This window comes from Endozoicomonas sp. ISHI1, from assembly GCF_024606225.1.
GTDB lineage: Bacteria > Pseudomonadota > Gammaproteobacteria > Pseudomonadales > Endozoicomonadaceae > Endozoicomonas_A.
Genome location: NZ_JAGRPU010000015.1, coordinates 19,872 through 42,937 on the forward strand (window position 1 = coordinate 19,872; position 23,066 = coordinate 42,937).

23 protein-coding genes, 1 tRNA gene and 3 pseudogenes are annotated in these 23,066 nt (G+C 48.7%); 15 read left to right on the top strand and 12 right to left on the bottom strand.

Features of this window, described 5'->3' with window-relative positions; all coding sequences use genetic code 11:
• The first annotated feature begins 45 nt into the window (after positions 1 to 45).
• The 4 genes from KBW69_RS11130 (at position 46) to lnt (ending at position 4,096) form a co-directional block, all read left to right on the top strand.
• Positions 46 to 1,068 carry a PhoH family protein gene (locus KBW69_RS11130; protein ID WP_257276496.1) on the top strand — a complete coding sequence of 341 codons (1,023 nt, stop codon included), beginning with the start codon at positions 46 to 48 and terminating at the stop codon, positions 1,066 to 1,068.
• Complete coding sequence (gene ybeY / locus KBW69_RS11135) at positions 1,068 to 1,547, top strand: rRNA maturation RNase YbeY (protein ID WP_257280895.1); 480 nt, start codon at positions 1,068 to 1,070, stop codon at positions 1,545 to 1,547. Before KBW69_RS11130 ends, ybeY begins: the two co-directional genes overlap by 1 nt.
• A gap of 61 nt (positions 1,548 to 1,608) precedes the next feature.
• The gene (locus KBW69_RS11140; protein WP_257280896.1) at positions 1,609 to 2,448 is read left to right on the top strand and encodes an HlyC/CorC family transporter; all 840 of its coding nucleotides are present in this window, start codon (positions 1,609 to 1,611) and stop codon (positions 2,446 to 2,448) included.
• A gap of 103 nt (positions 2,449 to 2,551) precedes the next feature.
• Positions 2,552 to 4,096, top strand: coding sequence for an apolipoprotein N-acyltransferase (gene lnt, locus KBW69_RS11145; RefSeq protein ID WP_257280897.1), 1,545 nt, complete (start codon positions 2,552 to 2,554; stop codon positions 4,094 to 4,096).
• A 41-nt stretch (positions 4,097 to 4,137) separates the two neighbouring features.
• On the opposite strand, the gene KBW69_RS11150 is transcribed toward lnt, so the two are convergent.
• On the bottom strand, positions 4,138 to 4,977 hold the full coding sequence (locus tag KBW69_RS11150; RefSeq protein ID WP_257280898.1) for an isopenicillin N synthase family oxygenase: 840 nt from the start codon (positions 4,975 to 4,977) through the stop codon (positions 4,138 to 4,140).
• A gap of 277 nt (positions 4,978 to 5,254) precedes the next feature.
• On the opposite strand from KBW69_RS11150, the gene KBW69_RS11155 reads away from it, so the two are divergent.
• Positions 5,255 to 6,658 (top strand): aspartate ammonia-lyase, encoded by a 1,404-nt coding sequence (locus KBW69_RS11155; protein WP_257280956.1) that lies wholly within the window; start codon positions 5,255 to 5,257, stop codon positions 6,656 to 6,658.
• Positions 6,659 to 6,679: 21 nt separating this feature from the next.
• Here KBW69_RS11155 and KBW69_RS11160 read toward each other — a convergent pair whose 3' ends face one another.
• Positions 6,680 to 7,363, bottom strand: coding sequence for a YdcF family protein (locus KBW69_RS11160; RefSeq protein WP_257280899.1), 684 nt, complete (start codon positions 7,361 to 7,363; stop codon positions 6,680 to 6,682).
• 237 nt (positions 7,364 to 7,600) lie between these two features.
• On the opposite strand from KBW69_RS11160, the gene KBW69_RS11165 reads away from it, so the two are divergent.
• Positions 7,601 to 8,155, top strand: coding sequence for a sugar O-acetyltransferase (locus tag KBW69_RS11165; protein WP_306671227.1), 555 nt, complete (start codon positions 7,601 to 7,603; stop codon positions 8,153 to 8,155).
• Between the two features lie 12 nt (positions 8,156 to 8,167).
• Here the strand turns inward: KBW69_RS11165 and tatC are convergent, their stop codons facing one another.
• Both tatC and tatA read right to left on the bottom strand, forming a co-directional pair.
• Positions 8,168 to 8,926, bottom strand: a complete 759-nt coding sequence (gene tatC / locus KBW69_RS11170; RefSeq protein WP_257280900.1) for a twin-arginine translocase subunit TatC — start codon at positions 8,924 to 8,926, stop codon at positions 8,168 to 8,170.
• A 66-nt stretch (positions 8,927 to 8,992) separates the two neighbouring features.
• Positions 8,993 to 9,208: a twin-arginine translocase TatA/TatE family subunit gene (gene tatA / locus KBW69_RS11175; protein ID WP_257276486.1), complete on the bottom strand. Its 216-nt coding sequence runs from the start codon at positions 9,206 to 9,208 to the stop codon at positions 8,993 to 8,995.
• Positions 9,209 to 9,421: 213 nt separating this feature from the next.
• Here tatA and chrA point away from each other — a divergent pair, with 213 nt between their 5' ends.
• Both chrA and KBW69_RS11185 read left to right on the top strand, forming a co-directional pair.
• On the top strand, positions 9,422 to 10,597 hold the full coding sequence (chrA, locus tag KBW69_RS11180; protein WP_257280901.1) for a chromate efflux transporter: 1,176 nt from the start codon (positions 9,422 to 9,424) through the stop codon (positions 10,595 to 10,597).
• A gap of 81 nt (positions 10,598 to 10,678) precedes the next feature.
• Positions 10,679 to 11,137, top strand: a complete 459-nt coding sequence (locus KBW69_RS11185; RefSeq protein WP_257275616.1) for a hypothetical protein — start codon at positions 10,679 to 10,681, stop codon at positions 11,135 to 11,137.
• Here the strand turns inward: KBW69_RS11185 and KBW69_RS11190 are convergent.
• Entirely contained in the window at positions 11,132 to 12,049 is a 918-nt protein-coding gene (locus tag KBW69_RS11190; RefSeq protein ID WP_257280902.1) for a hypothetical protein, read from the bottom strand. The genes KBW69_RS11185 and KBW69_RS11190 overlap by 6 nt on opposite strands.
• 156 nt (positions 12,050 to 12,205) lie before the next feature.
• Here KBW69_RS11190 and KBW69_RS11195 point away from each other — a divergent pair, with 156 nt between their 5' ends.
• Positions 12,206 to 13,201 carry a GTP-binding protein gene (locus KBW69_RS11195; RefSeq protein WP_257280903.1) on the top strand — a complete coding sequence of 332 codons (996 nt, stop codon included), beginning with the start codon at positions 12,206 to 12,208 and terminating at the stop codon, positions 13,199 to 13,201.
• Between the two features lie 87 nt (positions 13,202 to 13,288).
• Here KBW69_RS11195 and KBW69_RS23775 read toward each other — a convergent pair.
• From KBW69_RS23775 to KBW69_RS11205, 3 genes and pseudogenes are all read right to left on the bottom strand, one after another.
• Positions 13,289 to 13,357, bottom strand: a pseudogene (locus KBW69_RS23775) (SEC-C metal-binding domain-containing protein); the annotation flags it as partial.
• A gap of 222 nt (positions 13,358 to 13,579) precedes the next feature.
• Positions 13,580 to 14,623, bottom strand: a pseudogene (locus tag KBW69_RS11200) (UPF0149 family protein); the annotation flags it as partial.
• Between the two features lie 142 nt (positions 14,624 to 14,765).
• A complete protein-coding gene (locus tag KBW69_RS11205) occupies positions 14,766 to 15,449 on the bottom strand; it encodes a zinc metallopeptidase (RefSeq protein ID WP_257275854.1) in 684 nt (227 codons plus the stop codon).
• Between the two features lie 532 nt (positions 15,450 to 15,981).
• Here KBW69_RS11205 and KBW69_RS11210 point away from each other — a divergent pair.
• Entirely contained in the window at positions 15,982 to 16,773 is a 792-nt protein-coding gene (locus KBW69_RS11210) for a threonine/serine exporter ThrE family protein (protein WP_257280905.1), read from the top strand.
• The gene (locus KBW69_RS11215; protein WP_257274858.1) at positions 16,770 to 17,264 is read left to right on the top strand and encodes a threonine/serine exporter family protein; all 495 of its coding nucleotides are present in this window, start codon (positions 16,770 to 16,772) and stop codon (positions 17,262 to 17,264) included. The genes KBW69_RS11210 and KBW69_RS11215 overlap by 4 nt, the downstream gene beginning before the upstream one ends.
• 26 nt (positions 17,265 to 17,290) lie before the next feature.
• Here the strand turns inward: KBW69_RS11215 and KBW69_RS11220 are convergent, their stop codons facing one another.
• Positions 17,291 to 17,554, bottom strand: a complete 264-nt coding sequence (locus tag KBW69_RS11220; protein ID WP_257280906.1) for a hypothetical protein — start codon at positions 17,552 to 17,554, stop codon at positions 17,291 to 17,293.
• Between the two features lie 66 nt (positions 17,555 to 17,620).
• On the opposite strand from KBW69_RS11220, the gene KBW69_RS11225 reads away from it, so the two are divergent.
• Positions 17,621 to 19,276, top strand: a complete 1,656-nt coding sequence (locus tag KBW69_RS11225) for a VRR-NUC domain-containing protein (protein ID WP_257280907.1) — start codon at positions 17,621 to 17,623, stop codon at positions 19,274 to 19,276.
• A 28-nt stretch (positions 19,277 to 19,304) separates the two neighbouring features.
• Here KBW69_RS11225 and KBW69_RS11230 read toward each other — a convergent pair whose 3' ends face one another.
• Complete coding sequence (locus KBW69_RS11230; RefSeq protein ID WP_257280908.1) at positions 19,305 to 19,820, bottom strand: hypothetical protein; 516 nt, start codon at positions 19,818 to 19,820, stop codon at positions 19,305 to 19,307.
• Between the two features lie 239 nt (positions 19,821 to 20,059).
• Positions 20,060 to 20,134: transfer RNA gene (locus KBW69_RS11235), tRNA-Arg, on the bottom strand.
• A gap of 480 nt (positions 20,135 to 20,614) precedes the next feature.
• Between KBW69_RS11235 and KBW69_RS23780 the strand changes: the two are divergent.
• The 3 genes and pseudogenes from KBW69_RS23780 to KBW69_RS11245 all read left to right on the top strand — a co-directional run.
• Positions 20,615 to 20,800 (top strand): annotated as a pseudogene (locus KBW69_RS23780) (RING finger domain-containing protein); the annotation flags it as partial.
• Positions 20,801 to 20,917: 117 nt separating this feature from the next.
• Positions 20,918 to 21,160 (top strand): hypothetical protein, encoded by a 243-nt coding sequence (locus KBW69_RS11240; protein WP_257280909.1) that lies wholly within the window; start codon positions 20,918 to 20,920, stop codon positions 21,158 to 21,160.
• 495 nt (positions 21,161 to 21,655) lie between these two features.
• Positions 21,656 to 22,105 carry a c-type cytochrome gene (locus KBW69_RS11245; protein ID WP_257280910.1) on the top strand — a complete coding sequence of 150 codons (450 nt, stop codon included), beginning with the start codon at positions 21,656 to 21,658 and terminating at the stop codon, positions 22,103 to 22,105.
• A 22-nt stretch (positions 22,106 to 22,127) separates the two neighbouring features.
• Here the strand turns inward: KBW69_RS11245 and KBW69_RS11250 are convergent, their stop codons facing one another.
• Positions 22,128 to 23,066 carry a universal stress protein gene (locus tag KBW69_RS11250; protein WP_257276393.1) on the bottom strand — a complete coding sequence of 313 codons (939 nt, stop codon included), beginning with the start codon at positions 23,064 to 23,066 and terminating at the stop codon, positions 22,128 to 22,130.

Below are 23,066 nucleotides of genomic sequence, written 5' to 3' on the forward strand. Positions count from 1 at the left end.
ATATGCTTACCCTATATGAATCGCAGTAAGAGCTGAACTCTCGACTTGAATACCCAGATCCAGGCAACACCGACAAAAAATGCAGGTAGGACCTGCCAGTTTCTCCTAGAACCGGACGATCCACGTCGATTCGCAGAGCTCTGCGGACAATTCAATCAGCACCTGAAACAAATAGAACAGCGCCTTGGCGTTGATATTCGTTATCGTGGCAACCAGTTCACGGTCAGGGGTGAAGATCGAAATGCCCAGGCGGCTTCTGAGATTCTCAAGCGTCTCTACAGGGAGACCGGAAAAACGGGACACCTGACGGCTGAGACAGTGCACCTCTACCTCCAAGAGTCTGCGGTTGAATGGATCCACGAACCCAGGTCCGACAACCTGATCGCTCTGCGAACCCGCAAGGGTACAGTCACCCCAAGGGGTGAGAACCAGCAGAAATATGTTCGCTCCATTCTTACTCACGATATCAATTTCGGTATTGGTCCGGCGGGCACCGGCAAGACCTATCTGGCTGTTGCAGCCGCCGTCCAGGCCCTGGAAGACGAAGAAATACGTCGAATCCTGTTGGTCAGGCCTGCTGTCGAAGCCGGTGAAAAGCTGGGTTTCCTGCCGGGTGACCTGTCTCAAAAGATCGATCCTTATCTGCGCCCTCTCTACGATGCACTCTATGAAATGCTTGGCTTTGAACGAGTAGACAAGCTGATCGAGAAAAATGTGATCGAGGTTGCACCCCTCGCTTACATGCGTGGTCGCACCCTTAACAACTCATACATTATTCTTGATGAAGCCCAGAACACGACGCCGGAACAGATGAAAATGTTCCTGACCCGTATCGGCTTTGGCTCAACGGCCGTGATTACCGGTGACATTACCCAGGTCGACCTGCCCAGAGGTACCCGCTCTGGTCTGGCTCATGCCATCGATGTTCTCAAAGGTGTGGACGGTATCGGTTTCACCTGGTTTAGCGCTAAAGACGTTGTTCGTCACCCGATTGTCCAGAGAATTGTGCAGGCTTATGATCGCTTTGATCAGGCGAATCAGAACAAGTCTGTTGCAGGGGTGCAGTAATGTCTGCAAACGTCCATGTCGACATTCAAATAGCCAGCGAGAGCCCCAGGCTCCCCTCAGAAGCTGATCTGCATAAATGGGCAGCGGCGGCTATCGGTGATCATCGCAAAGAAGCCGAAATCAGCCTGCGAATTGTTGACAGCGACGAAGGTGCAGAACTCAATCGACAATGGCGTCAGAAAGACGGGCCTACCAACGTTCTGTCTTTTCCCTCTGACCTGCCGAAAGCACTCAATCTGCCTCTTTTGGGCGATCTGGTCATCTGCACACCCGTCGTTGAACGTGAAGCAAGGGAACAGAACAAAACCCTTCAGGCACACTGGGCTCACATGATGGTTCATGGCACACTGCACCTGCTGGGTTATGACCACATTCAAGAAGACGAAGCCGAGGCAATGGAATCTCTGGAAACAGCGATTCTCGAGAGCCTGGGTTTTCCTGATCCGTACCAGTCTGAAAAGAGCGGATCATCATCATAGGAGAGGCTGGCCGAATCATGAAGATGTTGCCATGAGAAGGCCTTCACGGTAATACAAGGTAATGAACGACGACACTGCTCCGGGCGACTCGCCCGCCCCGACATGGAAAGACAAACTGGCGGCTCTGTTCACTCAGGACCCTCAAAACCGGAATGAGTTGCTGACTCTGCTCAATGATGCCGGACTCAGGGGCATTATTGACCATGAAGCTCTCAGTATTATCGAGGGAGCTGTTCAGGTAGCCGATATGCAGGCCAGGGAGATCATGATCCCACGCTCGCAGATGGTCTGCGTTGATGAAGATCAGGCGCCCCGGGACTTCCTGCCGAAAGTGATCGAATCAGCCCACTCCCGCTTTCCCGTCATCGGCGATACCAAAGACGAGATTATCGGTATTCTGCTGGCCAAGGATCTGCTTCCGCTGATTCTTCAGAATGGCAAATTCAATATCAAGGACCACCTTCGTCCTGCCACTTTCATCCCTGAAAGCAAACGTCTCAATGTGCTCCTGAAAGAGTTCCGGACCAACCGTAATCACATGGCTATCGTCATTGATGAGTTTGGTGGTGTAGCCGGTCTGGTGACGATTGAAGACGTTCTCGAGCAAATAGTTGGGGACATAGAAGACGAACACGATGTGGAAGAAGACAGTTTCATCAAACCGGTTGAGGAACAGTCCCGTACTTTTATAGTCAAAGCCCTGACCCCCATAGAAGACTTCAACGAACACTTTGAATCCAGCTTCAGCGACGAAGAGTTCGATACCATTGGTGGGATTGTCCTGCGAGAGTTTGGACATATGCCTAAAAGGAATGAGTTCGTGGAAATTAACGGCTTCCGATTTGATGTTCTGAATTCTGACGGTCGTCGAATTCGACTGTTGCGAGTCAGCTCCGCCTAGTTCTGGCAAACTGGCCAAGAGGACTCATGATGACTGGCTTTAATACTCAGACACTCTCTTGGCCAGTCATTGCTGAGGAAACTGACTTTCCCGTATTCCATTTATGAACAAAAAAACGCTTTACTTCGGTCACTTTGCCACGCTCTTGGCCGGAAGCTTGTTTCCACTGGGCTTTAGTCCCTTTAACATCTGGCCTGTTCTGATCGTTGCCACAGCAGCAGGCTTTGCTTATACACGTACAGAAACTGTAAAAACGACCACAGTCCGAGGCTTTTTGTTTGGACTGGGCCTCTTCGGCACAGGGACTTCATGGGTTTATGTCAGTATCCATCGTTTTGGTGCTGCCTCAGCGCCTCTGGCCAGTCTGCTCACAGCCCTTTTCGTGATGATGCTGGCTGCCTTAATGGTCATGCCGCTGTTCTATCTCTATGCCAGACTCAGACACCGATTCAATATTCGGGCACCCTGGCGACAGGCCCTGCTTTTTGCCGGATTATGGACACTGTTTGAATGGGTTCGCAGCTGGCTGCTTACCGGCTTTCCCTGGCTTCTTGAAGGCTACGCGTTGCTTGACACACCTGTTCAGTCGTGGGCACCTGTCGTAGGTGTTTTTGGCTTGAGCCTGCTCATGGCAACCGCCGCTGCCCTGATTACTGCGACACTGGTCACAGATCGCGCGGATCGGAACCCACCTCTGATCGCCCTGTCAATCACTTTAGCGCTCTGGTTTGCATCGGTTCCACTGGGTAAAGTACAGTGGACTCGTCCCGTAGGAGAGATTAACTTCAGTGCTGTTCAGGGGAACATCCCTCAGCTCTTGAAGTGGGATCCTGGCTATGTTGAGGAAACAATCAATACTTACTATGGACTGTCTAAAGCCGAGTGGGACCAAGAGCTGATCATATGGCCTGAAAATGCCATACCTCTTTTCTACAGTCAGGCCAGATCCGTGCTCAACCGGCTCAATCGTAAGGCAGCTGAACACAGCAGTGCCTTGATTCTCGGGTTACCTATTGATGAACGATCTGAAGACACGCCATCTTTATTCGAAGAAAAATATTACAACGGCATCATCGCTATGGGTCTGGGAGAAGGTCGATACTATAAGCAGAAGCTGGTTCCCTTTGGGGAGTACGTTCCTTTCGATTCAGCCCTGCGTGGCCTGATCAGCTTCTTTGACCTTCCTATGTCGGCATTCAGTCCGGGACATAGCAAACAGGAAAAACTGCAAGTCCCCAACGCTGTGATTACCACCTATATTTGTTATGAGGTGGTCTACCCTGACTTTGCTGCCCAGCAGGCAAAAGACAGTGGGTTGTTAATTACTATCAGTAATGACACTTGGTTTGGCAAATCCATTGGCCCTGAGCAACACTTCCAGATGGCCCGTATGCGCTCACTGGAAACGGGTCGATACATGATTCGCGCGACCAACGACGGCATCAGTGCTCTGATAGACGATAAGGGTCAGGTTGTTGAAAGTATCGAACGTTTCAAACCCGGAGTACTGAGAGGTACTGCTGAAGTCATGACAGGCAGTACGCCATTCATGTTATTGGGATCCTGGCCTGTTTTATTCCTGTGTTTGTTAATGATTGCAGTGGCAGGTCTGTGCGCAAGAAGATCGGGCTCTGATTCAAAGCAATAAGAATGGTCCGTCAGCCGCCCCTCTTCTGATTTAAAAAAACATTAAACAACACCCAATTCTTTCAGTCGTTCCATCAGGTAGCTGCGATGGGTATGACGCTCAGACAAAACCACCTCATCGCGTGGATGCAGGAACAGAGGCAGGGACATTCTGGATTTACCACTCTTACCACCAGTAGGGTTGATCACCCTGTGACTGGTGGAAGGGAAATAACCACCGGAAGCTTCCTGCAACATATCCCCTGTATTGATAATCAGGTAGCCGAACTTTGAAGGAACATCGACCCAGCGGCCATCTTTCAGCTTGACCTGCAAGCCAGGCTCACTGGCGGCTGGCAAAATAGTCAGCAGATTGATGTCTTCATGAGCCGCTGCGCGGATAGCTCCAGGTTCTTCTTCGCCAGTGAGCGGAGGATAGTGAAGTATTCTCAACAGCGTATTAGGCGTATCCTCAATCATACGGGAGAGCGGCTCGGAAAAGCCTTCAGACACTTCAGAAGGTGCATTACTTTCAACCCAGCCCAGCAGCTCACCCGCCAGACCAGAGGCTTTCTCATAATAATCTGTAATGTCTGATTTCAGATCAGCAGGAATCCTTCCCCAAGGGTAAATATGGTAATACTCTTTAATATCTTTCTTCTGATGCCCCTTGGCCACTTCAGACACTTCTGGCGGGAAATAGCCGTCCTGTTTCACGGCATCAAACAGAAAATCCTGTTTGGCCGGAGAATTAAAGAAATTCAACCAGTTATCGTAAATTGACTGAACCAGATCCTGACTCAGGGGGTGATTGGTTAAAACCGCAAAACCGGTTTCGCGGAGCGATTCGACAAATTTTTGAGCCGCATCTGTGGCCGTATAGTCGACTACCTGAACGTCCATTAACTTGATATCCGGTGAAAAAAAGTGACGAAGTATTATCGTTTAGTAAAAGAAAAGAACAAGCTTTACGTAGCAATAAAGGCATTTAACCGGCTTTATACAAAAGATTGATTTTTTATTCTCAACAACCGCCGATAGGCTATAAGGATCTATGATATTGGCGTTCGCGTCCGAATTCCGGACTGGATTGAGTTCCGATTCAATGAAAAACTCCAACTTCATGCTAAAGCCCTGGCGACATTTGACTCTGGCACTACTAATGGGACAGTCGACAGCCATGTACAGCTCTACAGAACCCCTATCCGGGGTGCGAATTGAACGAGATAGTCTGGGAGAAGTGACTGTTCCCAGGGATGCCCTGTACGGTGCCCAGACCCAGCGAGCGGTTGAGAATTTTCCTGTCAGTGGCCAGTCATTGCCTCACCCTTTCATTGAAGCCATTGTCCGCATCAAAAAAGCCGCAGCCCGAACCAATCAGTCACTTGAGTTACTGGCTGATGACAATGCTCTGGCCATTATTGAAGCGGCAGACATTCTTATTGAAGGAAAATACGCTGATCAGTTTCCTATCGATGTCTTTCAGACTGGTTCTGGAACGAGCAGCAATATGAATGTGAACGAAGTGATCAGTAATCTGGTCAATCGTTCTTCCGGATTAAAAATCTCGCCCAATGATCACGTCAATATGGGCCAAAGTAGTAACGACGTGATTCCTTCTGCTATTCATGTATCGTCTGCATTGCTGATTCATAATCAATTGCTGCCCGCTTTGGATCATCTTCTGAAGGTCATGGAAAAGCGTCGGATAGAGCTTGAGAATACTGTGAAAACCGGCCGAACCCATATGATGGATGCCATGCCAGTGACTTTTGGTCAGGAAATCAGTGGTTGGATAGCGCTGCTCAACAATGACAGACAGCGAATCAGGCAGACCCTGGAGCGTCTCTCTCAACTCACCCTGGGTGGAACCGCTGTGGGAACCGGAACCAACACCCATGAAGACTTTGCAAAAAAAGTCAGCAAACAGCTGAGTCAGGATACCGGCCTGCTTTTCAAGCCTGCCAGTAACTTCTTTGCTGCCCAAAGCCTGCCGGCCACAGCACTTGAACTGTCTTCTGACCTTCGCAGTGTAGCGGTGTCACTGATGAAGATCGCCAATGATCTGCGCCTGATGAACAGTGGACCTTTGGCGGGGCTCGGTGAAATTGAACTGCCTACCTTGCAGCCTGGCTCCAGTATCATGCCAGGTAAGGTGAATCCGGTTATCTGTGAATCAGTTACTATGGCGGCCGCCCAAATCACAGGACTGGATGCAGCCATTGTTATTGCAGCCCAATCTGGTAATTTTCAGCTCAATGTTATGCTGCCACTGATCGCCAACAACCTGATCAATAGCATTACCCTGGCCAGCAATAGCAGCCTGATTCTCGCCGATAAGGCTATAGCCAATTTTACCGTCAGAGAAGCTCATATCAAAGAGACCCTGAGCCGCAATCCGGTGCTGGTGACAGCGTTGAACCCCTTGATTGGCTACATGAGGGCGGCAGAAATTGCCAAACAGGCGTATCGTGAAAAACGCCCGGTCATCGAAGTCGCTAAAGAAAAAACCGGCATGTCAGAAGAGGCTTTGAAGAAGATTCTGGACCCGGGACGGGCTACCAAAGGCGGCGTTGCCAAATAGCTCTGTCCTTCGATACTCTTTCTAACGGTTGGTCAGCCGGTACCAGATAAGCCCCAGATATTCGTGCAGGGCCAATTCACTCACCCTGAGATTTCGAACCCTTGGTATCCAGTAAGTCCCCTTCTGCCAGGTAATCTCTTTCGAGGCAAATGACATGGGAGCCGGAATCACTTTGAAGCCAACCCTTTCAAAACTCAATACTGACCTGGGCATATGCCAGGCATGAGTGATCAGGACAACGACAACCTGCTCTTTACCCGGTAGCTTTTTACCCCTTAGCTCTTTGCTCAGTAGTTTTTGACTGTTTCGGGCATTTTGCCGGGTTGACGTGCTCTGAGTTTCTATCCATGTCACATCAACGTTGTAGTCATTCTTCAGAACCCTGACCATCACTTCCGATTCAGGTCGTTTCCCTCCTCCAGCGACCAGAATGGGGACTTCACACTGCCGGTGCAGCAAGGCAGTATATCGAATGCGTTCAAGTGACAGAGGGGTGGGCTGATAGCCCTCCAGTTCAGGAGAGCTTCTGGGCCTTCCAGCCCCCAGTAGCACCATGGCGTCGGCCTTTTTACAAACACCTATATCAACAGGAGGATATATCTCCAGCCCCCTGGCCAAGAGGTTAGCAACAGGCGCAACAGAGAGTAGATAGAGAAAAATCAGAGCGACCCACGCCAGCCAGCCCATTGTTGTTTTAAAGATCATTCCCACAATCAGCATCCATACAATATTCAAGGGGGGTAGCAGGCTTAGCTTGAGAAATGACCGAAGCGGTGACCTTGTGGCATTCAGAAAACCCTGCAATCGTCTATCCTCAGTCGATTATACCCATTGCCTGCGAAGATGTGGGATATTGGCTGCTTTCGCCAGCCCGATGACCTACTATTAGCACCCACAATATAACACCACCGTTGAGAAAAAAGCTTAACCTTGAGTAGCCACATGACCGAAAAAGAGAAAATGCTCGCAGGACTGGATTACCTCGCATTTGATTCTGAACTCACTCAGGATCGCCTGGAGGCCAAGAGACTGTGTCACCGCTTTAATCAAGTTTCACCGGACGACAAGACACAACAGGCAGAAATCCTCAATGAACTTCTGGGCACCCTTTCAGGTGTCTGGATAGAGCCCCTTTTTTATTGTGATTATGGTTATAACATCCATCTGGGAGAGAACTTCTACGCCAATCATCACTGCACGATTCTCGACGGCGCTAAAGTCACCATTGGTAATAATGTGCTGTTTGGCCCCAATGTCACCCTTAGCACTGCAGGACACCCTCTGGATGCAATCACCCGAAACACAGGACTGGAGTTCTGCAAACCCATCACCCTGGGTGATAACGTCTGGCTGGGAGCCAATGTAAGCGTCAATCCGGGAGTCACAGTTGGCGATAACTCTGTGATTGGAGCGGGCAGTGTGGTGACTCGTGACATCCCGGCAAACAGCGTGGCAGTGGGTGCGCCCTGCCGAGTGATTAAATCACTTCTGTCATAGAGAGCCCCGGATTCACGACTTCGTTTCTACTTTCTTTGATTTTCGACAAGTCAGACGAGCAAACAGAATGCCCACCTCAAAGAGCAACCACATCGGGACCGCCAGCAGAGTCTGGGAAATCACATCCGGAGGTGTAAGCAACATGCCCAGAACAAAGCAACCTACGACAATATAAGGACGCTTACCGGACATAGACTCGACGGTTGAGATTCCAGACCAGATCAGAAGCAATGTGGCGACAGGAATCTCAAACGCCATACCGAAGGCAAAAAACAGTTTCAGAATAAAATTCAGGTAACTGTTTATATCGGTCATCACCGTGACACTCTCAGGGCCGGTACTGGTAAAGAACCCAAAGATCAACGGAAAGACCACGAAGTAGGCAAACGCAACTCCGGTATAAAACAATACGACACTGGCAACCAGCAGCGGTATTGCCAGCCTTTTCTCATGCTGGTATAGCCCTGGTGCAATAAAACCCCATATCTGGTGCAGAATAAATGGAACAGAGGCAAACAGTGCCAATACCATGGTCAGTTTGAATGGCGCCAGAAAAGGCGAGGCAACATCCGTTGCGATCATGGTGCTGTTTTCCGGCAGGAACACTCTCAGAGGTTCTGAAAAGAATTCATAAAGCGAACTGGAGAAATAGAAAAGCCCGGCAAAAATAATCAGCACAACAACCATGCTGCGCAGGATACGGGTTCTCAGCTCAAGCAGATGTTGAACCAACGACTGCTGCTCGTCATTGCTCTCGGTGGTAGATGACATTTGTTTATAATCCTGACAAACCCTGCTGAAATATGTTCACAAGTGCCTGACCAGTTAGACTCACAATCAGGCTTTATGGGAAACTTCTTTTTGAGCACTGTCGTTCTGTGCGGCCTTTTTTACAGCGGCGTCGTTCTCTTCTTCGGTCAACGCCTGCTTGAAGCTTTTCAATGCTCCCCCCAGGTCGGCGCCCAGACTCTTCAGCTTTTTCGTACCGAACAGCATTACGACAATCAACAGAATAATTAATAGCTGCCAGATACTGATTCCACCAAGACCCATTGTTGTTCACTCCGATGGTTAATCCCTATGAAGCATACTCAACTGCAACCCCTGCTCACAATCAGTAGATTCAATGGGACAGCCGCCATTTGCGAAAAAACAGGCATCATACCTGCACAGAACCCTACCGCAGAGGTTTTCCAATCACCAATTTCATTCGATTAATGATATGTCCAACCTTACAATAACGGGCAATATTTATAAGGATGGCTTATGAGACATTCAATTCTTGAGATCTTCTGGCGTTTCCTGATGCTGGGTTGCTACTCCTTCGGAGGACCCACAGCCCACATCGGCTACTTTCATAAAGAGTTTGTAGAACGTCGCAAGTGGCTTGGCGAAAGAGATTACGCAGACACCGTAGCCCTCTGCCAGATGCTGCCCGGACCGGCCAGCAGTCAGGTAGGGATGAGTATAGGCTTTGAACGTGCCGGCTTGCCGGGTGCTATCGCTGCATTTCTGGGTTTCACCCTTCCTTCTGCCCTGATTATGATCCTGCTGGCACTGGGCTACAGCGAAATATCCGGCATCCCTGCCGCTATGGGAATGCTTCAGGGCATTAAGCTGTTTGCCGTCGCTGTGGTGGCTGATGCCCTTATCAAAATGGGCAAATCATTATGTCCGGATCGTCCCAGGGTGACGATAGCGGTGCTGTCAGCAGGAGCCATGTTACTGCTTCCCCATGTATTCACCCAGATTGGGGTCATTGTTTTGGCGGCAGCCTTTGGGTTCATCATCTATAAAGATCAGTCAGTGGATGACGAACACGCCCGGGTGAAAGGCAGCAAACGGCAGGCATGTGCTGCCTTTGTTCTGTTCCTTGCCGGTTTGCTCTTACTGCCTTTCATAACAGGTATGGCAAACTCAACCAGCCTGAACCTCTTTGACAGTTTCTATCGGGCCGGCGCCCTGGTATTTGGCGGCGGCCATGTCGTTCTGCCAATGCTTCAGGCTGAAGTTGTGCATGCTGGCGGTGTTACTCCAGATGCTTTCCTGGTAGGTTACAGCGCCGCTCAGGCAGTACCCGGCCCTATGTTTGCCCTGGCTCCTTTTCTGGGCGGTGTATACGGTGGCACCTACAATATTTCCCATGCACTGGCCGCTCTTTTTGGTATTTTTGCCCCCTCTTTCCTTCTGCTGGCAGCAGCCTGGCCTTTCTGGAATCGTCTAAAGTCGATGCCAAAGCTGAGAGCCGCTATCAATGGCATTAATGCCGCGGTGGTGGGCCTGCTTCTGGCAGCCTTTTACAACCCGGTCATTACTCTGGCCATCAAGGATGCCCAAGACGTTGCCCTGGCATTAATGGCTTACCTGCTTCTGGCAGTCTGGAAGCTGCCCATTGCCTGGATGGTTCCCCTGTTTGCAAGCATTGGTTTTCTGTTGATCTAATCTTCTGGCACCTTACAGGCTCGGGGAACTATTCATTCCCCAGAGCCTCTAAGGTATATAAGCTGTTTGGAGGGTAAGATTATGCAGTTCGTAGTGTTTTGGAATATTAACTGGTTAAAAGAGCGACTGAGGCAGAAGCCTCTCTCTGGTCAAGAAACCTACCTGTACCTGTTATGTTGGCTGGTGTTTCTAACCTTGTTTTTTTTTCCTGAAAACATTAATGACAGCTTTTCCCATTCGGGCTGGCTCGAAGTAATAGAACTCTCTATTCCCTTTATTGCTATCTTTTATGCCTGGCTTTGCAACGGGGGTCGTCAGGGAGAACAGTTCTGGACTCGACTGATTTCAATAGGTTGGGTCGTCACCATGAGAACCTTGGTATTCTGCCTTCCGGTCTTTTTAATATTGGCGTTGGCGCCGATGGAACAGTCAGAACTTATTTATGAATCAGCCGCCACATTGGCAGGGTTATTCATTATCTGGCGGCTGGGGAGTCACATTGAAGGGCTAAGGGATGTCAATAAAAAAACTTTCCTATGAACGCATTCCATGTTGATGATTTTCCTTCTTAAGAGCGGCGATAGTGGCTTCCTTCGTCCCAATATCCAGCCACAGATTGAAGCTTTCTTTAGGGTTCTTATACCACTTCAGTGTGTCTCTTTGTTTGATCAAATTCTTCAATACACCTTCTTCGTTGGATATTTTAATTTTCCGATCATGCAAACGTTTAGCCTGTGACAAATCGTCTAGAAAATCTTCTGCTTCATGTTTGACTGTATCAACAGTCTTACCCATCGCTTTTTTAATTTGATCCAGAGGACTCCTATGCCTTTTTCTCCTCATTTCAGCCATTTGTTTTTCGGCTTCCTCAAGCTTATTTTCAATATGGAGCTCAGCATTGGTTTTAGCGTTTCTAGCGTCGATTTTCAGACTGCGAGCCTTCATGAGCTCCACGTCTTTCTCCATCTGGGTTACACACTTTGCAGCCCGCTCTTCACACCTTTTAGCCTCAGCCATAATTTGTTCTCTTGAGCCCTCAAGGATGGGTCTGCCACCTGCATCCTTAGCCTGCTTGCTTTTGACCCGATCCAGAGGGACCGTATGCTTTTTTCTCCTGCTTTCAGCTAACCTTATGTCTTGCTCAAGCTCAGCATCGAGCTTAGCATGGAGCTCAGCATTGGTTTTGGCACTTTTGGCATGGTTTTCTGCCTCTTGAGCTCTTTGAAGTGCATTGTCTTTCGCATACCTCGATCTGTACTCCCCAGCCTGCTTTTTCAGCTTGTTAGCTTCAGCGATATAGTATTCTTTTGATTTCCTCAGGATGGGTTTGCCATCCAGAGCCTCAGCAGTACGATGATTATATCGCCCAACCCTTTCGCTTTTGACACTCTCTGGACTCTGTGAAGATGATGCCCCAACCAAGCCTTTTAGAAAATTTATTGGTCCAGCCATTGCTCACTATCCTCCCTGAGAGCAGAAAATCGCTTACATCTAACTATCGACAATTTTCCAGTTTCTTCCATTAATAGAGGGAGTCTATGGAAATTCTTCTCCCATACTCTCCCCAAAAACGTTATATTGTAACAAATCCAATCAGTTTCAGATGTCATGATCAAAGCAATCCCCACTAACCTGATTACCGGTTTCCTGGGATCCGGTAAAACCACTGCCATCCTTCACCTGCTGGCCAACAAGCCCAGTGACGAGACTTGGGGTGTGCTGGTGAATGAGTTTGGCGAAATCGGCATCGACGGCGCCATGATGTCGGGCAAAGGAGCCGTTGTCCGGGAAGTTCCCGGTGGCTGCATGTGCTGTGTTGCCGGACTGCCGATGCAGATCGGGTTGAACATGCTGATTGCCCGCAGCAAGCCAGACCGTATTCTGATTGAACCCACCGGACTGGGCCATCCTGAGCAAATCCTGCAAACGCTTTCAGGTGAGCACTATTCAGAAGTACTGGATCTGAAAGCCACTATCTGTCTGGTAGACCCCAGGAACCTGAAAGACCAGCGTTACCTGGATAACGAAAATTTTCAGGACCAGATGGCCCTGGCAGATGTCATCGTGGCCAATAAAACCGACTGTTGTGAGGATTCCGACAAGGCGCGTTTTGACGAATTCTGCCGCTCCATGAAAAACAAAGCGTTCAAGACAGCCTGGGTAGCTCATGGTGCATTGGAGCACCAATGGCTGGATCTGCCCAGAGGTCATCAGGTCGCTCTGCATCCTGATGCGCACCACTCTCACAGCGCCATGCCGGAAACGGTTCCCCTGCAACTGCCTGATGGCGAACTGTTTATCCGACGGGAGAACAAGGGGCAGGGCCATTTCAGCTGTGGCTGGCTGTACAGTTCAATGCTGGTGTTTTCTTTCGATGCACTGTTTCATCTGTTCAACAGCATACCCGCCAAACGTCTGAAAGCTGTGGTTCATACCAGCCTGGGACCCCGGGCATTTAATGCCCAGGATGGCGTTGTCAGCATCATGGAGCTGGAAGAATGCGAGCACAGCCGTATTGAGGTGATTCACAATGAACCTCTGGCATGGAATGAGATTGAAGAGTCACTGTGCCGGGCGGCAGGATTGGTAGCTGATTCCGAGTGAAGGTGGTTTCAGATACCACAACGGGATCTCAATCAGATCCCGTTTCCAGAGTGCGATGATTTTTAATGGATGACAAATTTGCCAGAATCAAGCACCACAACACTTCTTATATTTCTTACCACTGCCACAGGGACAAGGGTCGTTCCGACCAATTTTGGTGACAGAAACCGGATCGGGCGTTTCCATAATGGCATCCCAGCGGGTGCGTATTCCCGAACCAAGGGAAGCCAGTTCTCTAGCCACAGAAGGCACGGCAGAGAGCATCTTCTCGATGTTCGGCCCACCCGATTTTTTAGCTTTCTCCAGCAGCTGTTCAGGGTTAGACCAGACGCTCAGGAGAATGGTGCAGGCTGTCCAGGATTCTTCCAGCTCTTTCATAGCCTTGTGCTGGAAGACTTCCTCCCAGAAGTTCACCAGCATGGCATTGGCTTCACCAAAACCTTTGGACCACTGTTGCAGATTCGGGAACCGTTCATCTTCTGGCGTTTCTGACAGACAGTCTTCAGGAATAATATCCAGCCCCATTTCAACAGCACGCTCAATGGTGTCGTATAGATTGAACAATATACGATGAATGTCTTTTTCCTGCTGTTCATCCTTAAAAGCCGGTACTTCGCCAAAGATTTTTTTAAGCCAGCGATTGGGTGGAACTTGCTGAGGTGACCCCCAGATACCAAAGAGGAAACCTTCCACTTCCTGACAAGACATGCGACCATACTCAGACAGCATAGCCTCCAGCATGTCTTTCTGGGCATCGTCAAAACGCCAGTCAGGAATAAAGGAGCGAGTCTGTCTCAGACCCAGCTCAATCTCTATGTCTTCAATATCACCATGAATCTCGCGATCGACTTTACCACGCTCAAAGGCATCGCGAATGACTTTAACCGCTTCTTTACCGTGCAGATCAATCAGAGCACCGACCAGAGCCGTATTGAGATAGGTTCCATCATCTTCCCTGTCTTCCAGAAGCTTCTGAAGGCCCGCCACTGTCTTTTCACGATCCGCTTCATGGTAAGTTGCATTCCAGCGCAGAGACTCTATTGCAAGATCCCGGGCATCCTCATTGTCCTCGTTGTTCCTGGCAATACCCCAAAGCCGATCGGTGGCCACTTCGCCAAGACGACCGACCGCAGAAGGCAGATACTCTGCAATCACAAAGTGTTCATCATCCTTGTAGAACAGATCCAGCAGGGGCTCCACCGCTTCTTTTGCCTGAAGAATACCCAGAACCCTCCAGGCGTGAACGGGTGACCAGACAGTTTCGGCATCGTCATGATCAAACGAGGCCCAATCCTGAGCCAGCTTCAGAAGCTCCGGGATATGCGACTCATTAAATTCAAAACGGCTGTAATCCGTCCAATCCTGCCAGTCGCAGTAGCCCAGGCCGAGAAGTTCAGAAATGGGAGAGGTGTAGGGACTCATGAAGATATCCGAAGGTGATCTGTATACAAAGGCTCGCAATCATAGTAGATCAGTTCAACGAATCCAACACCCCCTGGCCCGGCGGGGCAGCCCGAACCAGAGACTCATGGACTCAGGCAAGGTCATCCTTTGCAGGATTAACTTAACGCCTGAGGATAGCAACCCAGCGGCCAAGATTGAGCAGGCTGCCCAGTGCTGCGGCAACATACGTCATGGCTGCCGCTTTTAAAACGTCTCTGGCAGCGGGCATATCTTTTTCTGAAAGGTAACCCTCCGCCAGAATGGGCAGGGCTTTTTTAAAGCTGGCATCCAGCTCTACAGGCAGGTTAATCAGCTGCACCCAGATAGCCGCAATCATGCCGGAAACACCGATCAGAATCGTTAGCAAAACGCTGTGAGGAACCCGGGTCAGAGCAAAAACCAACGGAGTAATCATGAGCGCCATGGCACTGAAGCGCTCTATAGTCATGGCAAGACGTATCCGTCTCTGGCGCAGCATAAATCCGGCATGTTTCTCCTGATGCTGAAGCGCGTGACCGGTTTCATGGGCCGCGACTGCGACTGCGGAAACTGAGCGTCCATCATAGTTTTCTGGAGAAAGCGAAATCAGAAATTCTTCCGGGTTGTAGAAATCTTCTCCCTGGATGCCTTTGACGACCTTCACGCCCTCAAGACCAAAGCGCTCTACAAGATGTTCAGCCAACTCGCCACCGGTTCCCTGAAGATCCGGACGATCACCGCTGTGCAATCTGAGTGTTCGCTTTACCCAGATCTGAGGACCAAACACCAGAACAAGAATCAATAATCCCAGGATGACAAAGACCATTTCGTGCTCCCAATCCATTGACCCAATTTTTAACCCGGAAATTTTATAGAGTATCGAGCTTTTTGCTCTGCTACTCTCTCAATCTAAAGCGGCTTTATGCGCTTTCCGGTTTATTTTACCCTGACCTTTTGAGGCGAGCCATCAAAGCAGTTTCAGGATTAAAAAATGGCCTGTTCACGAACCACGTCGGCAATCATTTTCAAGACGACCAGGGCCAGAATCAGCCTTGGAGCCCAGTGCATATTTTTTACATCTTTTAAAAATTGCAGCATGTTTTTCAGCTCATCTTACCGCTTACTGTTTATGGAAAAGTCTTTCATCAGGGAGGATGCATTTACTTTTTCACTCATAGTTGTGAGGCTTTATATCATATCTGAGCCACCAGCCCATATAGGGACCATCGCTGGTATAAGCCAATGAAGGTATTTCTCTCTCCCTGCTATTTGCTCAAATCCTGTCTGAATCAGGGAACTTCGCATCCTGAGACGCTATATTTCTTAATAATTTTGCCTGGCCCCAGAATCTGCTTTTCATGGCTATACCCAATTCTGTCCCCGAGTACGATCACCATACCGTGTCCCGCCTGCTGCTGGATATTGCTGCCCTGCTGATGTCATCCGGCGCTCATACAGACCGGGTCGATCGCAATGTACGAAGAATCTCCCATGCTCTGGGTTATGACATTGAACTGTTCTTCTCCTTTGCCGGGATTACTTTGACTCTATCTGACCAGAAAAGCCCCCACCTTCAACACACGGCTTTTCGAGGAGTCGGCCATTACGCAGTCAACCTCAGTGTGGTATCCGCCATTAGTCGAATGAGCTGGAAGGTCTCCTTTGAAAACTGGCCTCTGACCGATATTGCCACAGAAATAGAGCGTATCCGAAGCATTCCTCATTACCCAAAAATGGTATTACTGGCCATGGTAACTCTGATGGGTATGGCCTTTTGTCGACTGGCCGGTGGAGAAATTCAAGCCATGTTGCTGGCAGGTGCGGCAACCGCCATTGGCTTTGCCACCCGTAATCAAATGTTGGCCAGGGGTTATAACCTTGCCCTGAGCATCGCCTCTGCTGCTTTTGTCGCCAGTACTCTCAGTGGACTGGGGCTGGTGTTTCACTGGGGACATTCGCCGGAAATAGCCGTGGCCACTTCCGTTCTTTTTTTGATTCCGGGCGTGCCCCTGATCAACGGTGTTATTGATCTTCTGCATGGTCATATCATTGTCGGACAAGCACGAGTCACCCATGGCATCGTTATCGCATTGGCTATTGCCATGGGTATCGTCATCAGCTCCGCACTGTTGGGGGTTCATCAACTATGAGCGGATTGCTGTTAGAAAAGTGTGTTTGGGCTGCTCTGGCTGCAATGGGCTTTGCCACACTGTTCACTTCGCCCCTTCGGGCATTCTGGGCTTCGGCTTTTCTGGCCGCCCTGGGATACGGACTGAGAGGCATAGCTCTGCATTTTGGTCTCGATATGCTGACATCCACACTGCTGGCGTCGTGCACCATCGGGCTGCTGTCTATTCAGTTAGCACATTGGGTGCACACGCCCACAACTGTGTTCATGGCACCTGCCGTTATTCCGATGGTGCCGGGTGTCTACGCCTACAGAAGTATGATGGGGCTCATAGAAATGAGTCAGACCGCCACGTTCTCAAGCGATCTTTTAATGCAGACCATCAGTGATGGGCTGAATACGATATTTATTCTTTTATCCCTGGCCGTCGGTGTCACGATTCCATCCCTGCTCTTTAAGAATCGCAGCGTCAAAGACATCCGTTTGTTGAAATCCCGCCGACCCAGAGTTTAGTGCCCCCTTCATAGATGCGCAGCGGCTTAAGCTGTCATCCAGGGAGTCTCAGGCAGTTTGTCGAGATTCTGCTCATATCTCCTCAGATTAAACGATGCATTATTTTGAATGACATCGATAATTTCAACAGAGAGCGCGCAGGCGATGTAGTCCATGGCTTCCTGTCTCTCCATACCCGTCATAGTCAGCCTGAGTAGCGTCTCCTTGACTCTTGTGGGGTTATTCTCAGTCACCTGATTTTCAACGATTTCCAGCAAATGGGCCTCGGTGACCAGATCATCATCACTCATAACGGTTTTCCAAACGAACAAATTAGTTAATCTTAGCGTTTTAACCCATTGATTGGCAGCTTGGCGATGACTGAAGTGATTGAGATACGGGAAGACTATTATTTGATCAACTTTCAGTCGCTGCTGGATTTCGTTACTTATCAATATGAAGACCTTTTGGTGGATGATGAGAGCACTTTTATCAACCACTTCCGTAATGCCTCTGAACCTGCCCGGCGTCTCTACGTCCGTCTGATTTGCAGAAAGGGACCTTTGTTTCGTTCAGACACATTGAAATATCCGGAGATATTGGACATAACCCCGGCGGCCCGTGAACTTGAGAAACTGGGGTTAATGGCCATCAATACTGATACTGACGTCTCAGAAATGGTGAAGCTTGGCACCAAAGCGGAGCTTTTAAAGTGGTTCAGCTCAGTCAGTGACATTTCCTCAAAGCTGAAAAGACCTGATCTCGTTGAACGGATTGTGACCGAAGTCTCTCAGTCACCCACTCTGCCTTTTGATATCTATGAGCCTCTTTTCGCAGAACAAGTTAAGAATCTACAGTTCCTTTTTTTTGGCAATCTCCATCAGGATTTGACTGAATTTGTGCTGCAGGACCTGGGGCTCAATAAGTTTGAAAATTATTCTTTGGAAAAAAACAGTCGACTTTTCAAAACCCGATCAGAATTGAACGACGCTTTAAAACTATCACAATTAGGCATTCTCGCTTACGAGGCAGAGTTTGAAAAAGACTCTAAAGCCCTCTGCTATTTACAACATGAACTACCCGATCAACCTGCCAGCCCCATTCTAAAAAGACGGTTCAGTCGCCTGGTCAACCGAATCGCCAGAGCCTTGGAGCGAACAGAGCAGTTTGATGAAGCTCTGAGGCTGTTTGCACAATCAAACCTGCCTCCAGCCACCGAAAGAATGGCTCGCATCCGCCACAAACTTGGAGAGATAGAAGCCAGCAAAGCTATTTGCACAACTATTGTGAACAACCCTGCCAGCGATATGGAGCTGGAGTTTGCCAAACGATTTATCAGAAAATTAAAGGGCGACAGAGCCTCACGAAAACAACCCCGGTTTTCTGAAAAACACCTTTCCCTTTCGGACAACAGTGAAAGGGTTGAACTTCAGGTTCAAAAACACTTCCAGAATAAAGGCTGGGAAACGTTCTATGTAGAAAACACACTGATCTGTGGATTAGCGGGTCTGCTGTTCTGGGACATTCTGTTTGCCGATATTCCAGACGCCTTTTTCCACCCTTTCCAAAGTGCGCCTGCTGACTTATCGACCCCCGACTTTTATCGTAAACGACAAGCCTTGTTTGAAAACAGATTCAGACAACTGGAAGCGTCCAATGTGACCCGGGAGGCTCTGACAATTTACGAACAAAAGCAGGGCATCGCCAACCGGTTAGTCTATTGGCCTCGACTGTCAGAAAAGTTAATCACTCTCGCCTGCGACCTGATTCCCTGGACTCACCTGAAAGCGATGCTGGCAAAGCTGGTTTTCGACTTTGCCCATAATCGTACTGGCTTCCCTGACCTGATTCTGTTCAAGCCAGAATCTCAGGAATACCGATGGGTGGAAGTAAAAGGCCCTGGCGACCGGCTTCAGGAAAACCAGAAGCGCTGGCTTGCCTTTTTTGCTGAACGCGATATGCCGGCTGAAGTGATTTATGTGGATTGGCTTAAAAGGGTCAGGGAACACCCAAAGCATGTGAATCAGGGTTAATGCTTTAGATGCTTTTTCAGACTAAATTTCATACAAAAGTTTCCTCTTGCCCATCCGACTCTGGATTATTCCTTCGATAAGGCGGTGGAGGGTCTGCAGGTGCAGTTAGCGTGTCTATTTCTCGATAGGGTGGCGGTTGCATTGAAATAATGGGCGAATAATTACAGCTACCGGAATTTTCATCAGCCCCTGGTAAATCCTCAAGCACGGGGGCACTTACGGGCTGGTTCGTAACTGGCAAATGCCTCTGAAAGGCAACACTTGCCTCAGTTATACGACGGCAACGGATACTGCAGCCATCGTTCTGATATGCATTGTAAGCGGTGTAAGCCAGGCAACCAACACAAGAACCAGTAGGAAAACCGGCAATCAATCCTGTGTAAGTATTAGTTGTTGCGAGAGCAATCAAATTCCCTGAAAATCCACCAAGCGCAGCTCCTAAGCCTGTAAAAACTCCACCACAAATCGCGTGTTTTCTGGCACTTTGCGACGTTGGGTCTGGGCAAATGCATTCTACTACGGTTGCACTTCCTGCTGCCTGCATAACCTACCTCCTTTAATATTTTGTTTCGTGATTATTTAATTGGACTTAAGTACAATAAAAAAGTTCCTCAGTTTTTTGTTAGAAAAAAATGAATATTTCTCTCTGTCATAACCACGGAGCAGCAGGCACTACAAGGTCAGCCGGATAATCTTGTCTGTAGTCTTTGATATGTGAAGTGGCGGAGTTGACTGAGCCCTGAAAGGATCGCTATTCGGTGTAACCATGGCCAATCAATGAAATGGCGCTCTCGTAGGGAATCGAACCCCAATCTCAGCCTCCGGAGGGCCGCGTGTTATCCGTTACACCACGAGAGCATTAACTAACGCAGCTTCGACAGGGCTGAATGCGGTTAGAGTTCTTATCCAGCTGAGCTGCGGCTGCTTGAAACCACTTTACTACAGTGCTTTCAGCGGAGGCCAATATTACTGATCAGCTTCCTGTCTGTCTATGGCTTTTTGCCGCAAACAGGGTTTTAGTCACTGGTATCTAAAGCTGAACAGCTTTTGGCAGATTCGTCAACAAATAACCTTTCCCGTGGCAAGAGTTTGCAAAGAAAGCGTGGCGCTTCCATATAGCCAATTGACATCTTTCCCCACCTGAAGAGGGTGTCTTACGCGAATTGAGGATAATATGAAATCTGATCTGGACAAACATGACACTGGCCTCTATACATAATGCGTAAATCTGAAAGCATCATTTAATAACAAAGTCAGGGACTCCGAAGTTGATGCATTCCTTTGGAGTTTTTTGTAATGCTTGTTCTCTTGATTAAAATTAAAATGGTGTAGCCGTTTATGCGCTTGTTTCTTTCTTTAGTTTTCAACTTAAGTTTAACAATCAGCATAGGCTACGCGGACGTGTGTCCAATTTGTCTACATGAAATTGACAGTGGTCAGCAAAGTACCAGCCTTTGCTGCGGACATGATTTTCATGAGGATTGCATAGAGACATTACGATCACATCATCATGATCTATTATGCCCGGTTTGTAGGCAACGATCCCGAGTACATCGTGGTGCAAGTTCAGCAGATCATAGAATTTGTTTTGAGCAAGAACCTATGTCACAGGCACTTACCAGACCAGAGTCTCAGGCATCAATGATTGCTGTACTACAAAAAGGGCCGGCAAGTCCAAAATTACTGGTTTATGCTGCTCCATTCGTAGAATCACAAAAAGATTTCCCAGCAAGAGACGATACTGGCAGAGAATTATACGAAACATTATCTACTTTGTTTTTTCAGCGTTTATCAGAGTTAAGCGAAGCCGATAAATCGAAATATGAAAAAGGTCTTGAAGAGCTCGTGAATTTTCTAAACGAGCCAGAGACAGAGACGCAATGACAGCTGGTTTTATTGAGTGCATGTTCTGTAAGTGTTATAGCAATAGTAACTTATCTTTAACTTTATAATGGCCGACTCCGTCGTTTCATGCTGCTCAAAGTCAACCAGCATTTGAACGTTTTATTCTGTTGTAAAACCAGGGGCCATTCGGTTGCATACTCCCGAACCTCTTCCAGAGACTCAAAGAGGTGTTCGTTTACCCAGCTGTATCGAACGACTCTAAGTACCAATGTTTATATTTATATAAAATATACAATAAAATCAATTAGTTAAACAATTAGCTGATATAACAAACGTTTTGTTCTATAATCCGCGTTGCTTAAAAAGAATTCGGTTACTGGCGGTGCCCTGAGCACACAATCAATAAAATCATCGCAATGGTTTATTCAGGTCCACAAGATGTAACCATAAACAGCATAAGCGTTGAGATGTCTGCCGTAGCCGCTGGCTAATTACATGGTGCCGCAGACCTTTGTCGATATAGGGGATAAGTGAGTGTCTCGGGTAACTCAAGTACGTACGTTAATGGCCTTGGTCGGTGGCCTGTTTTCTATTCTGGCGTTCGCCAAGCCTGCTGAACTGGATGAAATTTCCCGTAAAGAAGTAGCCGAGCGAATTGCACCTGTTGGCTCAGTGTGTCAACAAGGTGAAGAGTGCGCTGCCAATGTGGGCGCTTCTGCCAGCACCAGCAGTGGTCCTCGTTCCGGTGAGCAGATCTTCAATCAGTTCTGTACAGCCTGTCATACTTCCGGTCTGCTTGGCGCTCCGAAAAAAGGTGACAAGGCTACCTGGGAAACCAAACTGTCTGCAGCGGGTGATTTCAATAAACTACTGGCTAGCGCCATCAAGGGTGTCGGCAGCATGCCTCCAAAGGGAACCTGCATGGATTGCTCCGACGAAGAGATCAGCCACGCTATCGAATATATGAGTGGCCTCAAGCCCTGACAGGCTTTCAGTCCACAGGCCTTCAGGCCAGTGGACTGACGAAACCCTCCGGCTTCACTGCCAGAATTGAACAGTAGATATTGTTCAGAATATTCTCAGCCGTATTCCCCATCAGCATTCCCCGGGCATGACGGCTCAGAGTTCCCATTACGATCAGATCCACATTAATTTCATTGGCTAAATTCTGTATTTCTCTGGCAGCGCTGCCTTTCAAGAGATGTACTTTTACCTTGTCAGAGTCAGGATCAATGCCCGCGTCCAGCAGTGTTTTATCCAGTCTCTGCTGGTAGCGCTGATGGGTACTCTCCTGAAGATCATAGACCTCTTCGTCACCCAACATCCTTAATGCAGGTTGGTTCAATGGTAGATTCCAGACCGACACTATATGCAGCTCCGCATCTTCCTGACTGCTGAGGTAATGGCCATGGAGGAGCAGACTTCTATTGAGGGCCAATGCATCACTGTCCGGATCACCAACATCGACCGCTACCAGAATTCTACCAGTGAAATCAGGTAACTGATCCCTGCAGGCCATCATCAATACGGGAACCGGACATTTTCTCAGCAATGCGAGATCATTACCCGTTAACTGATTACGAACCAGTGCCCCGCTAGGATCCGCGAGTTTGATGACCAAATCCACACCGAACTCTTCAATCAAACCCGCGATGAGCTGTCTGGGCTTGCCAGCGACAATATGAACTTCAGCATCAATGCCTTCTTCCCATGCCAGCTGCCTGAGCTTTTCGGCATCCAGCTCCAGCTGTTTTTTCATAACGGCCTCAAGCTTGCCTTCCAGAGGGATAAACTGAAGCTTGCGCATGACTTCCAGGCTTTGATCAAAAAAGGCCATGATCAGTCTGGCGTTATTGTCAGCTACCAGCCTGAAGGCCTGTCTTAACTCGAGTTCGCTGGTATGGCTTCCGGTGATGGCAACCATAACGGTCTTGAAGGCATGCAT